The sequence below is a fragment of the Streptantibioticus silvisoli genome, assembly GCF_027947535.2.
Taxonomy (GTDB): Bacteria; Actinomycetota; Actinomycetes; order Streptomycetales; family Streptomycetaceae; genus Streptantibioticus_C; species Streptantibioticus_C silvisoli.
The window spans coordinates 1-14,648 of the sequence record NZ_JAAGKO020000021.1 but is presented as its reverse complement, the minus strand read 5'-3'; the positions used below and the strand labels follow the sequence as shown (position 1 = coordinate 14,648).

General features: G+C 72.3%; 10 protein-coding genes. 6 read left to right on the top strand and 4 right to left on the bottom strand.

The features are described from left to right. The first annotated feature begins 235 nt into the window (after positions 1-235). From POF43_RS15760 to POF43_RS15740, 5 genes are all read left to right on the top strand, one after another. Positions 236-1,366: an SPL family radical SAM protein gene (locus POF43_RS15760; RefSeq protein WP_271313028.1), complete on the top strand. Its 1,131-nt coding sequence runs from the start codon at positions 236-238 to the stop codon at positions 1,364-1,366. 605 nt (positions 1,367-1,971) lie between these two features. Beyond that, a complete protein-coding gene (locus POF43_RS15755; protein ID WP_271322773.1) occupies positions 1,972-3,075 on the top strand; it encodes an alpha-hydroxy acid oxidase in 1,104 nt (367 codons plus the stop codon). A 256-nt stretch (positions 3,076-3,331) separates the two neighbouring features. Next, the gene (locus tag POF43_RS15750) at positions 3,332-4,852 is read left to right on the top strand and encodes an aldehyde dehydrogenase family protein (RefSeq protein ID WP_282704607.1); all 1,521 of its coding nucleotides are present in this window, start codon (positions 3,332-3,334) and stop codon (positions 4,850-4,852) included. Positions 4,853-5,267: 415 nt separating this feature from the next. Further along, positions 5,268-5,807 (top strand): hypothetical protein, encoded by a 540-nt coding sequence (locus tag POF43_RS15745; RefSeq protein WP_271313025.1) that lies wholly within the window; start codon positions 5,268-5,270, stop codon positions 5,805-5,807. Positions 5,808-5,993: 186 nt separating this feature from the next. Beyond that, the gene (locus tag POF43_RS15740) at positions 5,994-6,506 is read left to right on the top strand and encodes a hypothetical protein (protein ID WP_271322775.1); all 513 of its coding nucleotides are present in this window, start codon (positions 5,994-5,996) and stop codon (positions 6,504-6,506) included. 247 nt (positions 6,507-6,753) lie between these two features. On the opposite strand, the gene POF43_RS15735 is transcribed toward POF43_RS15740, so the two are convergent. Continuing rightward, positions 6,754-7,752: a hypothetical protein gene (locus POF43_RS15735; protein WP_282704606.1), complete on the bottom strand. Its 999-nt coding sequence runs from the start codon at positions 7,750-7,752 to the stop codon at positions 6,754-6,756. 426 nt (positions 7,753-8,178) lie between these two features. Beyond that, positions 8,179-9,183, bottom strand: a complete 1,005-nt coding sequence (argF, locus tag POF43_RS15730) for an ornithine carbamoyltransferase (RefSeq protein WP_271322777.1) — start codon at positions 9,181-9,183, stop codon at positions 8,179-8,181. Positions 9,184-9,458: 275 nt separating this feature from the next. On the opposite strand from argF, the gene POF43_RS15725 reads away from it, so the two are divergent. Continuing rightward, positions 9,459-10,262: an alpha/beta fold hydrolase gene (locus POF43_RS15725; RefSeq protein WP_271313021.1), complete on the top strand. Its 804-nt coding sequence runs from the start codon at positions 9,459-9,461 to the stop codon at positions 10,260-10,262. 394 nt (positions 10,263-10,656) lie between these two features. Here the strand turns inward: POF43_RS15725 and POF43_RS15720 are convergent, their stop codons facing one another. After that, positions 10,657-11,880 carry an arginine deiminase gene (locus POF43_RS15720; protein ID WP_271313020.1) on the bottom strand — a complete coding sequence of 408 codons (1,224 nt, stop codon included), beginning with the start codon at positions 11,878-11,880 and terminating at the stop codon, positions 10,657-10,659. Between the two features lie 203 nt (positions 11,881-12,083). Then, a complete protein-coding gene (locus tag POF43_RS15715) occupies positions 12,084-14,630 on the bottom strand; it encodes a polynucleotide kinase-phosphatase (protein WP_271325244.1) in 2,547 nt (848 codons plus the stop codon). Between the last annotated feature and the right edge of the window lie 18 nt (positions 14,631-14,648).

Here is a 14,648-nt window from a genome sequence, read left to right as displayed (position 1 = left end):
CGGTGACACCGTTCGGAGAAAGGGATCCCCGCCGGCTCGGCGAGTCCGGCGGGGATCTCTTCCGAACAGATGGACGAACCGCAGGCGTTGACGGGTTCGCGTGATGTGCCGGACCTTTCGGCCGGACCGCACCAGGTCCTCACGAAGGTCCGGCACATCAGGGCGAGCAGCACGAAGCACAGCAGCGACAACTCGAACTCACACAAGAGGAACAACGGAATACCAGGGAGCAGACATGCACCGACTTCCGAGCGCCTTCGAGTTCCAAAACTCTGTGGAGACCATCCGCGCGCACCACTGGCGGTCCTACACGGATACCTACAAGGGTTGTGAGTTCGAGTGCCAGTACTGCCTCTACAAGGGCCCCGGGGAGTACGGCCGGCACGTGCGCCCGGTCGACGGTTCCATCCCGGCGCGCAGTGACCTGGGCATCGTCGATATCGGTACGACGACCGACCCGTACCAGCCGATGGAGGCCGAGCAGAAGCTGACGCGCTCGATTCTCGAGGCCGCCGCCGCGACGGAGATCCCGCTGTTCGTGCTCACCCGCGGCACGCTGGTGCTGCGTGACGTGGACGTGCTGCGCGACCTGGCCTCGGCCGGCCTGGTGGAGGTGTGCATCTCCGTCATCACGCTCAACGAGGATGTCGCGGCCCAGATCGAGCCGGGCGCTCCTCGTCCCCACGAGCGGCTGCGCGTCGCGGAGCAGCTGGCGGCGCACGACATCCCCGTCGCGTTCCACGTGGCGCCGCTGATTCCCGGTCTCGACACCCCGGAGAACGTGGCCGCGATGGGCAAGCGGCTCGCCGAGGCATGCGGCAGCCACATCTTCAGCGCGATGCTCGGCGCCCGCAAGCCGTACTGGGCCCCGTTCTACAAGAGCATGGACGCCGCCGCCGAGTACTGCGGATCGTTCGAGACCTTCGAGCGGGCCTACCCCCGGGACTTCGACTTCAGCCGCGGCGCGGCCGACACCTGCGACTTCGAATACGCGCTGCCGGCGCTCACCCCGCTGCGGGACGGCGTCACCGCCGGCGGGGCCACCTACGTCTCGGAGAACTACCCCTTCCTGACCACCGGGGCGCTGGAGGGGGGGATCTACCAGTGGAAGCTGCCGACCGTCTACGACATGGCCAGCTGGATCGAGGCCCGCGGCGCGGTCGCCGAATGGGCCGACTTCCTCACGTGGTACCGCGGCTTCGGTCCGAGCGAGCGGCTCGTCGGACTGGTCCGGTCCCTGTGGGAGAGCGGCGAGCTGTTCCTCGGCACCCGCCTGGCCAAGCAGAACGACGGCTACGTCGCCTCCGAGGAGTTGCTGATGCCCGCCCAGCACACCCTCGTCGCCAAGCGCACGCCCGTCGCCTGACCGGTCCACCGCGCGGGGCCGGTCCACCGCGCGGGGCCGGGGCGACGGCCGGCCGGTGACCCGCGACGGCGGTCGCCACCGGCCGGACCGGGCCCGCGCGGGACGTGCGGGAGCGGGAGCCGACGGGCGAGGGCGCGTACCGGGCGGCCGGGCCGGTCGCCCGGTACGCGCCGGCCGGGCGCCCGTAACCGTCCGGCCGCCCGCTCCCCACCCGGGACCGCTCCTTCGAGTCCACCCCATCGACCGCCATCACATCGAATTCCACCCCATCGACTTCCGCGCCCCACGGCCGTGCCGGAACCTTTCGGCAACCGGCGGGGCCCGCGGCGGCGGGACACGCCGGACGTGACCGCCGCCGGGGCCGTTCCGCAGGCCGGGCCGGGTCCGAGGCGGCCCGGGCAGCGGATGTCGCCCCCGGCCGGTGCGCCTCCCGGGCACCGGCGACGTCCCACCACGATCCGGAGCGGGTGCCGAGCGCACCGGAGACGGCGGGAGCTGTACCGGACCCCCGCACGGTGCGCGGTCCCGTCCGGTGACACCGCTACCGCAATCCCGCGTACGAGCGACTCGCGCAGACGCCAACAGCCGGCCGAAGGGACGCAACGATGACGCACTCCACGGATGAGCAGACGGTCGAGCCCACAGGTGAGCGGTTCGCCACGCTGGAGGAGATCTACGCCCGCGCGCGGGAACGCCTGGACGCGGACACCTGGGCGGTACTCGACGGCGGCGCCGGTGTGGAGCAGAGCCTGCGCGACAACCTCGCGGCGCTGAGCAGGTGGAGCTTCCGCCCGAAGTACCTGTCCGGGGTGACGGAGTTGGTCACCGGTACCACCTTCCTCGGCATCGACCTGGCCTTCCCCGTGCTCACCGCGCCGATCGGCGGGGACGGCATGTTCCATGAACGCGGCCAGTGCGAGATCGCCGCCGCGACCGCCATGGCGGGCATCGCTCCGGTGGTCTCCGAGGCGTCCCGCTTCTCCCTGGAGACCGTGGCCGCCGCCGGCGACGGTCCGAAGATCATGCAACTGCACGCGTGGGGCGAGCCGGAGGAGTTCCTCGCCCTCGCCCACCGCGCCTGCCAGGCCGGCTACGCCGCGCTCTGCGTCACCATCGACTGCCCCACGCTGGGGTGGCGGGAACGCACCATGACGCGGCGTTTCGTAACGCCCCAGGAGCAGTGGAGCGGCAACTACGGCGCCGACGCCACCTCGGCGGCCAACCGGCTGGTCTCCGGCTCCGGTTCGGACTGGACCTGGGAGACCCTGTCCCAGGTGCGGCAGCGGCTGGACGTCCCGATGCTGGTCAAGGGGGTCCTGACCGGGGAGGACGCCGAACTCGCCGTCGCCGCCGGCGTGGACGGGATCGTGGTGTCCAACCACGGCGGCCGGCAGCTGGACTGCCTGCCCGGCACGGTGGACCAACTGCCCGAGGTGGTGGAGACGGTACGCGGCCGGGTGCCGGTCGCGGTCGACGGCGGCATCCGGCGCGGCGCCGACGTGCTCAAGGCGCTCGCGCTGGGCGCGGACGTGGTCCTGGTCGGCCGCCTGACCGCGATGGCCCTGGCGGCCGGCGGCGCGGCCGGGGTCTACGCGGCGCTGAGCCTGCTGCGCGCGGAGTTCGAACGCTCCATGCTCCTCGCCGGCCGCCGGGCCCTCAAGGACCTCGACCGCTCGGTCGTCCAGCCGCGCGCGGGGGGACCGCGGTGAGGGGTGAACCCTGCGGGGGCCGGTCCGGGTGATCCCGGCGTACCGGAGCGGTCCGCGCCCCGGTACGCGGGTGGACGGTGTGCCACGCGAACCCGGTGCCGGGCCTCTGTGACAGGGACGGCTCGGCGTCGGGGACGCCTCGGCGCCGGGGCGGCTCGGTGACGGGGACGCGGGACGCTTCGACGCCGGGGACGCATCGGAGACGGGGATGCCCCGGCGCCGGTCGGGGCATGACAGTGCGGGTAGTGAGTGACGAGTGGATGGAGCAGTCGAGATGGTCGACACCGACAGCGCGATCGATTGGAAGGCGATGGCCGAGAAGGTCACGCCGGACGCCCGCCCTTTGGTGCACGGACAGCGGATCGATGTCGGCGGCGGCACCTTCGATCTGCTCAGCCCGCGGGACGGGAGCCTGCTGAGCGCGGTTCCCGCCTGCGGTGAGGCGGAGGTGAACGACGCGGTGGCGTACGCGCGCGCCGAACAGCGGCTCGGCGACTGGCCGAGGCGCTCACCGCGCGGACGCGGCGAAGTGCTGGCCGCGTGGGCGGACGCGATCGAGGCCGAGCGGGTCGAACTGGCGCTGCTGATCAGCCTGGAGACCGGCAAGCCGATCAGGGACGCGGTCGGGATCGATCTGCGCGGCGTCGTGCGGGCCGTCCGCTGGTACGCCGCGCTCGCCGACAAGCTCCACGGCGACCACCCCGACGTCGGCGGTGACGACGTGGCGCTGGTGAGCCGGGAACCGGTCGGGGTGGTCGGCATCCTGACCCCGTGGAACTTCCCGCTGGCGCTCCTCGGCTACGACGTGGCGCCGGCGCTGATGCTCGGCAACTCGGTGGTCGTCAAGCCGTCGGAGCAGGCGCCGCTGTCCGTGCTGCGCTGCTGCGAACTCGCCGTGCAGGCGGGCCTGCCCCGGGACGCACTGAGCGTCGTTCCCGGGCTCGGCCGCGTGGCGGGGCAGGCGATCGGCCGGCACCCCGACATCGACTCGGTCGCGGTGACCGGCTCGGCGGCGACCGGCCGCGCGGTGATCCGCGCCAGCGGGGAGAGCAACGGCAAGCGCGTCTGGCCGGAGTTGGGCGGGAAGTCGGCCGCCGTGGTGTTCAAGGACGTCCGTGACATCGGCGAGGCGGCGCGCGCGGTGGCGTGGGGCGCGTACTTCAACCAGGGGGAGATGTGCACCGGCTGCTCGCGCCTGCTGGTCGAGCGCGAGGTGTACGCCGAGTTCATGGACGCGCTGGGTACCGAGATCGACAAGCTGCGGGTGGGCGACCCGCTCGACTGGGAGACCTCCGTCGGCGCGCTGACCACCGAACACCAGCTGCGTGACGCCCAGCTGGCCACCGAGGAGGCCGTGGCGGGCGGCGGACGCGTCCTGCGCGGCGGGGAGAGCGTGGCGGCGGTGGCCGGCGGCCGCTACTTCGCGCCGACCCTGCTCGCCGACGCGCCGGAGTCGAGCCGGGTCTTCACCGAGGAGGTGTTCGCGCCGGTCGCGGCCGCCCGCCCGTTCGACGACGTCGACGAGGCGCTGCGCGTGGCGTTCTCCTCCGGGTACGGCATGGGCGTGTCGGTGTGGACGTCCTCCATGGACACGGCGTTCCGGGTGACGCGCGCGGTGAAGGCGGGCATCGCCTGGGTCAACTGCTTCGAGGGCGACGACCTCACCGTCCCGGTCGGCGGCGTCGGCAGGTCCGGCTACGGGCGCACCAAGGGCACCGCCGTCCTCGACAAGTACTCCGACGTGAAGACCACTTGGGTGCGGTTGGGAGACCGCTGAGGGCGGCGGGGCTGACGGCGGCCGTGGAGACCGATGGCGGCAACGGCTCACGGCGCCGTTCAGCCCCGCACACCGCACCGGTGCCGGCGGCCTCGAAAAACGCGGTCCGCGATGCCGTCGGTCTCCACGGCACCCGAGCCGTCCCGCCGTCCGGACTCAATCCGGCACCGAATCCGGACGGAATCCCGACCGAATCCTGATTGAATCCGGAATCGAATACCGGACGGAATTTCGGGGCCGCCTCCCGGGCCGAATCCGGGCCGCATCACCGATGACCACCTTGACGAGGCCAGGTAACGCGCCGGTCGAACATGCGACGCAAGGGCATCACGTGCATCGCCGTGCCGCCGCAACAGCGAGCGAGAGCCGCAATAGCGAGTACGACAGGATTCGCTGCCACCGAGAGGAATTCCTGATGCTTTACGCCTTTGGTTTCGACCGGCTGGCGGTGCTGGCCAGCGATCTGTACTTTCTGCACGCCGATCCCCCGAAAGGCCAGGAAGGGGCGGAGCACGGCGTCCGGCTGGAGCTGCGCCACATCAGGCCCGGTGAACTCAAGGGGTCGATCTACTCGTCCCGGCCGATCAGCGTCGACGAGCCGATCTGGCGGGCCGACCTGCTGGAGTCGGTGGACGGTCGCCCGGGCAGCTTCGACCGGACACACCATCATCCGAGATTCTCCGGGTGGAACGAGAGCGAGCGGGCCTTCGAGGAGGACCTGTTCGCCGACCCGGTCGGCTGGCTGGGCCGGAAGCTGTCGGACCTGCCGGGCCTGCTGGCGCAGGCCGGCGTCGCCGCGGACACGGCAAGTCCGGACGACCTGGCCGGCCTGCGGCTCGCGGTGCCGGAGATCCTCGATGCGGTCCAGCGGATGCTGGCCAGGGTGCGGGCGGGCGAGTTGGGCCGGCCGCCGCTGAATCCCCCGCCGGGAAGCATCCGCGCCAGCTGGCTCTGAGCACCTCGCCGGGCGTTCCGCGTCGGACGTTCTGCGATGGGACGTTCTGCGATCGGACGCTCCGCCGCCGACCGGTCCGCCGCCGGGCGTTCCATCGACGGCCGTTCCACCGATGGCCGTTGCACCGGCGGGCTTCCGCGCGCGGCCTGCTGCCGCGCGGTTCAACGAGACGAGAGGTGGACGTCAGTGGAGAGATGGGGCGCGGACCTGTACGGCGATCCCTGCGACGGCTGCGGCTACCGCTGGTCCCTGACGCCGCACGAGGCGATCCGGGTCCTCGAAGGGCTGCCCGACCGCTTCCGCGAACTGCTCAAGGGGTGCACCGGGGACGAACGCCACCCCGACCTGGCGTGGGGGCCCATCGAGTACGTCTGCCACGTGACCGACAACCTGCGGATCTGGGCCGAAGGGCTCGCCGGCGCCCGGCTGTCCGGGGAGGTCCACGTACCCGGCTACGACCCGGACCTCCTGGCACAGGCCCGCCGTTACCACCGGATCGCACCGGCGGCCGCCCTCTGGTCGCTGGAGCGAGCGGCGACGGCCTGGTCGGATTCGGTCACCGCGGCCCTGGCGGACGGCGTCGTCCTCCAGCACGCCGCCCGAGGCGCCCAGCGCGCGGAGGACGTCGCCCGCAACAACCCGCACGACGCCTACCACCACGCCTGGGACATCGAGCGCATCATCGCGTCCGCGCGGTGACCGTGCGGCGGCCGCGGCACGCGTGGGGATCGGGTGCCCGCGTGGTGACGGGTGACGGGCGACGAGGGACGCGGCTGCCGGGCGCTCCCGGGTGACGTGGCCGCCGGGCGCCCCGGGACGCTCTCCGGGCCACCGGATCGGTGCGCTGCCCGCGAACCGGCGCCCCGGGCACCGCACCATGCGCACGCCGGGCACGCCGGGCGACGCCGGTACGCCACCGTGACGCCGGTACGCCACCGTGACGCGGTCAGGGCAGCAGCCGGTGGTCCGTCTCCGCGCGCAACGTCTCCAGCGCACGCTTCGTCAGGACGTCGACCTGCTCCTGCTCGTCGGGCTCCAGCGGGCTGCGGCGGTGGGCGTTCGCCGGTTCGAAGACCTCCGCCCTGGACCCCTTGGAGTACCTCTTGCTCTCCTCCTCGAACGCGGCCGGCAGTCCACCGGCGGCGGCGAGGCCGAACCAGCTCTCGGTCGCGACCAGGGATTCGGCTTTCGCGCCCGCCAGCTCCCGGTATTCCAGAGTGCGCCAGCGAATGCCGGTTCCGGCCGGCCCGAAACTGTCCACGATCCGCTGCCAGGTGTTCGCGTAGAACTCCACGGAGCCCAGCGGAGTGTCGGCGACACCCGCGAGGTACCGGGCGGCCCGACCGTCCTCGGTGTCCCTGCCCCACGAGGGGGACTGCGCCACGTTGGAGGCCACCACCTCCTCGGGCTCGCGCCAGACGAACAGCCAGGTGGCGTGCTCGCTCCCGTTCAGCGCGGCCACCACGAGCGGCGTGATCCAACTGGTGAGCTTGATGACGAGTTCACGTCCCGCGACGGCCGCGGCGTGGCAGCTGAAGTTCATCAAGGCCCTCAGCAGGGCGGCGGAATCCGCGGCCTCCGCCGCATCGGCGGCCAGGGCGATCCTGCGCGCGGGGACGGTGACGAAGTCCGGCTCCTTGAGAACCATGGTCGTGGGCCGCAGAGTGAGGAGGTTGGCCAGCAGCGTCGATCCGCACCGGGACGTGTGGGCGATCAGGCGAAGGTGTTCATCGTCCCGCCGGTCGGCGAACTGCTCCACGAACGCACGAAAGGGAACCACTTTGTGGTCCCCCGCATCGACTCCGGCCACGGTATCGCTGTACCAGACCTCCTGAAACCCGGAATGCGCCAGCTTGGCGAGCAGGACGACACCATCGTCGAGATCGATGTCCGCAGGAAGGTAACCCGCCCTTGCCAGCTCAGCTAAGTTTTCCTCTGCGGGCATCTCTTCCCCCTGAAGTTTCCCATGGAGCTTCATTTCTCGTCCGAGTAACCACCGGGCGCGGCGCAGCCGCCTTCACGGGCGGACGCGGATGGTCCGGATCGCCTTGCCGGGGTGCTGTGAAACGAGGTGCTGTGAAGCAACGCCAACGTTAGCTGAAGTGTAACCGGAACGGTGAAGAATCCCACCTCGCGATTTCGGCCGGACCGGCGTCCGCGGGTCGATCGGATAAGCGGGAAGCGCTTCCGAGCCAGGGGGACGGGAGGCGTATCGAAGACGCCGTCGGCCCCGGCCCGGGAAGGGCTCTCCCGGCGAAGCGACGGACAGGTTCCGCCCCCGCCTTCGCCCGTTCCCGCCCCGGGACGCCGGTACCGCCGACCGCCCCGACCCATCGGCGCCCGGGCCCCGTTCCCCCGTGACGTCGGCCGGTCAGGCGCCGGCGAGGGTGGCGACCAGGAGCGCCTTGATGGTGTGCATGCGGTTTTCGGCCTGGTCGAAGACCACCGATCGCGGTGACTCGAAGACCTCGTCGGTGACCTCCAGCGAGGTCAGGCCGTGCCGGGCGTGCACCTCGCGGGCGACCGCGGTGCCCAGGTCATGGAAGGCCGGCAGGCAGTGCATGAACCGGGCGTCCGGGTTGCCGGTCGCCCTCATGACGTCCATGGTCACCGCGTACGGCGCCAGCAGGGCGATCCGCTCGTCCCAGATCTCCTGCGGTTCCCCCATCGACACCCACACGTCGGTGTGCACGAAGTCGGCGCCGCGCACTCCGACGGCGACGTCCTCGGTGAGGTTGATCCGCGCCCCGCTGGCCGCCGCGAACCGGTGGGCCAGCGCGACGACCCACGCCTGCGGCCACAGCGCCTCGGGCGCCACGATGCTGACGTCCATGCCGAGCAGCGCGCCGGTGACCAGCAGGGAGTTGCCGGTGTTGTAGCGGGCGTCGCCCAGGTAGGCGTAGGAGATGTCGGTCAGCGGCTTGGCGCTGTACTCGGACATGGTGAGGACGTCGGCGAGCATCTGGGTGGGGTGCCACAGGTCGCTCAGCCCGTTCCACACCGGCACGCCCGCGTGGGCGGCCAGCTCCTCGACGACCTCGTGCCCGTTGCCCCGGTACTCGATGCCGTCGAACATCCGGCCCAGCACCCGTGCGGTGTCGCGGACCGACTCCTTGTGCCCGATCTGCGAGCCGGCCGGGTCGAGGTAGGTGGTCGAGGCGCCCTGGTCGGCGGCCGCGACCTCGAAGGCGCAACGGGTGCGCGTGGAGGTCTTCTCGAAGACCAGCGCGAGATTGCGCCCGGTCAGCATCCGCTCCTCGGCGCGGTCCCGCTTGGCGGCCTTGAGCCGGGCGGCCAGGTCCACCAGGTGGTGGAACTCCTCGGCGGTGAAGTCCTCCTCCTTGAGGAAGTGCCGGCCGGTGAGGTCGGTGGCCAATGGGGGCTCCTAGGTCGCGGCGACTCCGAATACTGGAAGTCTATACGATGGGCAACATTCTTATGCGGACGGGGGTGTCCGCCGTTCGGTGCCCACCGCGGAGTGTCCGCCTGGGGGAGCCGCCGTGGGGTGCCGGCGTCGTCGCGCGGGGAACGGCGTCGGGCGGTGGCCGGCGGCGGACCGGGCCCGGCGATGTCGGTGTTCCGTAGGGAAGCGTGGGTTGATATCGGGGTGCTGTCGGGGCTCTGTCGGTGGCGGGCCGGATGCTGATCGACATGGCTGACCTTCTCGTACGATCCGACGACGATATGACCCCCTACGCCTTCGACGACGGCACCGGGCCCACGCTGCTGGTCGTTCACCCGGGCGGCGGTGACGCCACGAGCTGGGAGGCCGTCACGGGTCCGCTCACCGCTGACTTCCGGGTGGTCCGGGTCCGGCGCCGGATCTACCTGCCCGGCGCCGAACTCCCCCGGACCCACTCGATGGCGGTCGAGGCGGCGGACATCCTGGCGGTCGCCGAACTGCTGGCGGGGCCCGTGCTGCTGGCCGGGCACTCCTCCGGCGCCGTCGCCGCACTGGAGGCGGCGGTACGGGCCCCTTCCGCGTTCGCCGGGCTGTTCCTCTACGAGCCCCCGGTGCCCACCCGTTACCCGGTCGGCGGTGCGGCGGGGCTCCGGGCCCGCGCCGCGCTCGACGCGGGCGACCCGGTGGAGGCGATGCGCATCCACCTCGGCGACATCGTCAGGATGCCGCGCCCGGTGGTCGACGCGATGTTCCGCGACCCGGGCACCCGGGCCGCGTTCGCCCGCTGCGCCGCCGCGCAGATCACCGACAACGAGTCGATCGAGGCACTCGGCATCGGCGTCGACCGGTACACGGCACTGACGACGCCGACCACCCTGGTCGAGGGCGACCTCAGCCCCACCCACCTGCGCGAACGCGCCGCCGACCTGGCGGCGGCCCTGCCGGACGCACGACTGCTCACCCTCGCCGGCCAGGGACACATCGCCCACCTCACCGCACCGCAGACCCTGATCGCCGCGATCCGCGAGATGGCGGCGCGGGTCCTCGGCTGAGCGACCGGACGGCGGGGCCGGCGCACGCGGGCGCCGGCTCTGTCGTGCGGGGCCGGTGTGGGGGCGGGCAGGTGTGCGGGCGGGCAGGTGTGCAGGCGTACCGCTTGCGGGCGTACCGCCTTGGCGTCGTACGGGCGGAACGTCGTACGACCTGAACGTCGTACAGGCGGTACGTCACACCGGCGGAACGCCGTACGTGCTGAACGGCATACGTGCTGAACGGCACACCAGCGTGACGGCACTCAAGCTGAACGGCGTCCCCCCTGAACGTCATACAAGAGGGAAGTCCCACGTTCACCCGGTCGTACCGCCGGACGACAACAACCCGGCGAGCGGCGCAGCATGCCGTGCCGTCAGACCGTGCTCCCGAGGGTGCCGTGCGATGATCCGCCGGTCAGACCGGGTCGCGTTCCACCGGGCAGCTCATGCAGCGCGGGCCGCCGCGGCCCCGGCCGAGTTCGCTGCCGGGGATGGTGATGACCTCGATGCCGCGCTTGCGCAGAAAGGTGTTCGTGGTGACGTTGCGCTCGTAGGCCACGACCACGCCCGGCTCGACGGCGAGCACATTGCAGCCGTCGTCCCACTGCTCGCGTTCCGCCGCGTGGACGTCCTGCGTCGCGGTCAGCACCCGGATCGCGTCGAGCCCCAGGGCCGCCGCGATCGCCTGGTGCATCTGCTCCGGCGGGTGGTCGGTGACCTTCAGCTCGTCCGCGCCCTGTCCCGGTTCGATGGTGTACGACCGCAGCATGCCCAGGCCCGCGTACTGGGTGAAGGTGTCGCCGTCGACCATGGTCATCACGGTGTCGAGGTGCATGAACGCGCGGCGCTTCGGCATGTCGAGGGCCACGATGGTGCGGGCGGAACCGGCGGCGAACAGCCCGCGGGCCAGCATCTCCACCGCCTGCGGGGTGGTGCGCTCGCTCATCCCGATCAGCACGGCACCGTTGCCGATCACCAGCACGTCGCCGCCCTCGATGGTCGACGGGTAGGTGGCCTGGCCCTCCGACCAGACGTGGAACTCACCGGTGGCGAACATCGGGTGGTGCCGGTAGATCGCCTCGAAGTGCACGGTCTCCCGCCACCGGGCGGGCCAGCGCATCGCGTTGATGCTGACCCCGTCGTACACCCAGGCCGAGGTGTCGCGGGTGAACAGGTGGTTGGGCAGCGGGGCGAGCAGGAAGTCGTCGAGCTCCATCACGTGGAAACGCACCGACGCGGGCTCGGGGAACCGCTCCAGGAACTCGCGCTTGGTCAGGCCGCCGACCAGCGCCTCGACCAGGTCGGGCACCTCCAGCTGGTCCACGGCGGCCCGCAGGTGGTCGGTGGCCAGCGGGCCGAACTCCTTCTCGTCGAAGATCCGGTCCAGCACCAGCCGCCTGGCGACCGGCTCCTGCATCGTCTCGCGCAGCAGGTCACCGAAGAGGTTCACCTCCACTCCCCGGTCCCGGAGTATGTCGGCGAACGCGTCGTGTTCGGCACGCGCCCGCCGGACCCACAGCACGTCGTCGAACAGCAACTGGTCCTTGTTCGACGGGGTGAGTCTTTTCAGCTCCAGGTCCGGGCGGTGCAGGATGACGCGACGCAGCCGCCCGGCCTCGGAATCCACGTGGAAGCCCATGAAGCGAACCTTCCCATGCCGAGCCCCCGCGGACCCTCGCTCCGCGGGGTTTCCTCCGCCACACTCCCGTCCGCGAGCGGTCCGCAAGCGGCCCGCGCGGGGGCCGGGAAGGAGCCGGGAAGGAGCCGGGAGGAGGCCGGAAGAGGGCCGGGAGGGACGTGCCGCGCACCGGACCGGGACCGGTGCGCGGCGCGTCCGTCCGGTCACAGCCGGGGGTCGACCGGCTCCGACTCCAGCGCGAGCACGGCGAAGACCGCCTCGTGCGTCCGCCACAGCGGCTCCCCCGCCGCGAGCCGGTCGAGCGCTTCGAGCCCGAGCGCGTACTCGCGCAGCGCGAGCGACCGCTTGTGACCCAGGGCACGGCCGCGCAGCCGCGCCAGGGTCTCGGGACGGGTGTACTCCGGCCCGTAGATGATCCGCAGATACTCCCGGCCGCGGCATTTCACGCCCGGCTGGACCAGGCCCTTGGGGCCGCGGACGAACGCCGGGAGCGGTTTGACGACCATCCCCTCGCCGCCGGCCGCCGTCAGCTCCAGCCACCAGTCGGTACCGGCCGCGACCGACGCGAGGTCCCCGGTGTCCACCAGCAGCCGCCGGGTGCCCTGGAGCAGGCCGCTGGTGTCGGCGGCCACCAGGCGGTCGATCAGCGCGAGCTGCTCGTCGTGCGCGGTGGCCGCCAGGGAGCGGCCCTCCACCGCCAGCAGCTGGAACGGCGCGAGCCGCACGCCGTCCAGGCCGTCGGTGGTCCAGCAGTACCGCCGGTAGGCGTCGGTGAACGCGCCTGCGGCCTGCGCGCGTTCCCGCTGCCGGCCGAGCAGTTCGCCGACGTCCGTGCCGCGGGCGCCGGCCGCCTCCAGCGCGGCCAGCGCGCCGGGGAAGACCGTGCGGGCCGCGGCGCCCACCGCCGCGTACTGGCGGCGCAGCAGACCGGACGCCTTGAGCGACCAGGGCAGCAGTTCCGCGTCGAGCAGCAGCCAGCCGGTGTCCAGCGTGTCCCACAGCCCGGCGGCCCCGACCGCGTCGCGCAGCCGGCCGAGGACCTCCTCGGTGACGTCGGCGTCGTCGAAGAACGGCCGCCCGGTGCGGGTGTGCAGCGCGCCGGTGACGCCGGCCGGCGCGCCGAAGCGGGCCGCGGCGGTGTCCGCGTCCCGGCAGACCAGGGCCACCGCGCGCGAGCCCATGTGCTTCTCCTCGCAGACCACCTGCCGCACGCCGTCCGCCCGGTAGCCGGCGAACGCCTCCGCCGGGTGCTCCAGGTAGCCGTCGAGCGAGGAGGTCGCGCAGGGGGCCATGGTCGGCGGCAGGTAGGCCAGCAGCCCGGGGGCCACGGCGAACCGGCTCATGACCTCCAGCGCGGCGGCCGCGTTCTCCTCCCGCACCGCGACACGCCCGTGGTGGGCGGTCTCCACGGTCCGGCGGCCGGTGACGTCGGCCAGGTCCAGCGGCCGGCCGTCGAGTCCGCCGGGCGCGTCGGCCCGCAGCGGGCGCACCGGTTCGTACCAGACGCGCTCGGCCGGCACGGCGACCGTCCGCCGTTCCGGCCAGCGCAGCGCGGTCAGCTCGTTGCCGAAGACGCAGCCGGTGTCCAGGCACAGGGTGTTGTTGAGCCAGCCGGTGCGCGGGACGGGGGTGTGGCCGTAGACGACCGCGGCGCGGCCCCGGTAGTCCTCGGCCCACGGGTAGCGCACCGGCAGGCCGTACTCGTCGGTCTCGCCGGTGGTGTCCCCGTACATCGCGAAGGACCGCACCCGGCCGGAAGTGCGGCCGTGGTACTTCTCCGGCAGGCCGGCGTGGCAGACCACCAGCGCGCCGCCGTCCAGCACGTAGTGGCTGACCAGGGACGCGACGAACTCGGTGACCCGGCCGCGGAAGTCGGGGTCCCGCTCGTCCTGCCGCGCCAGCTGCTCGACGGTCTCGGCCAGCCCGTGGGTCAACCGCACGCTGCGGCCGCGCAGCTGGCGGCCGAGTTTGTTCTCGTGGTTGCCCGAGACGCACAGCGCCTGCCCATCGGCGACCATGCCCATGACCAGGCGCAGCACGCCGGGGCTGTCCGGCCCGCGGTCGACCAGGTCGCCGACGAAGACCGCCGTGCGTCCCTCGGGGTGCTCGGCGCCGACCGGCCGGCCGTCGGCGTCACACCGCAGCCGGTATCCGAGCGTGGTGAGCAGCGTCTCCAGTTCGGAACGGCAGCCGTGGACGTCGCCGATGATGTCGAACGGTCCGGTCAGGTGCCGTTTGTCGTTGTACCGCGGCTCCAGCACGACGGTGGCCGCCTCGACCTCGTCGACCCCGCGCAGGATGTGCGTCCTGCGGAAGCCCTCGCGCTCCAACTGCCGCAGAGACCGCCGCAGTTCGCGCTGCTGGCGGTCGACGACGTGCCGCTTGAGATGGGCGCGCTCCGGGCGTTCCGCGTTGCGTGCGACGCACACGTCGGCGGGCACGTCCAGCACGATCGCGATCGGCAGCACGTCGTGCTCACGGGCCAGCCGGACCAGCCCGCGGCGGCTCTCGCTCTGCACACTGGTGGCGTCGACCACGGTGAGCCGCCCGGCGGCCAGCCGCTTGCCCGCGATGTAGTGCAGCACGTCGAAGGCGTCACCGCTGACGCTCTGGTCGTTCTCGTCGTCACTGACCAGGCCACGGCATACGTCCGACGATATGACCTCCGTGGGCTTGAAGTGCCGCCGGGCGAACGTGCTCTTGCCCGAGCCGGTCGAACCGATCAGCACGACGAGGGAGAGGTCGGTGATGGGGAGGGGGTGCTTGGG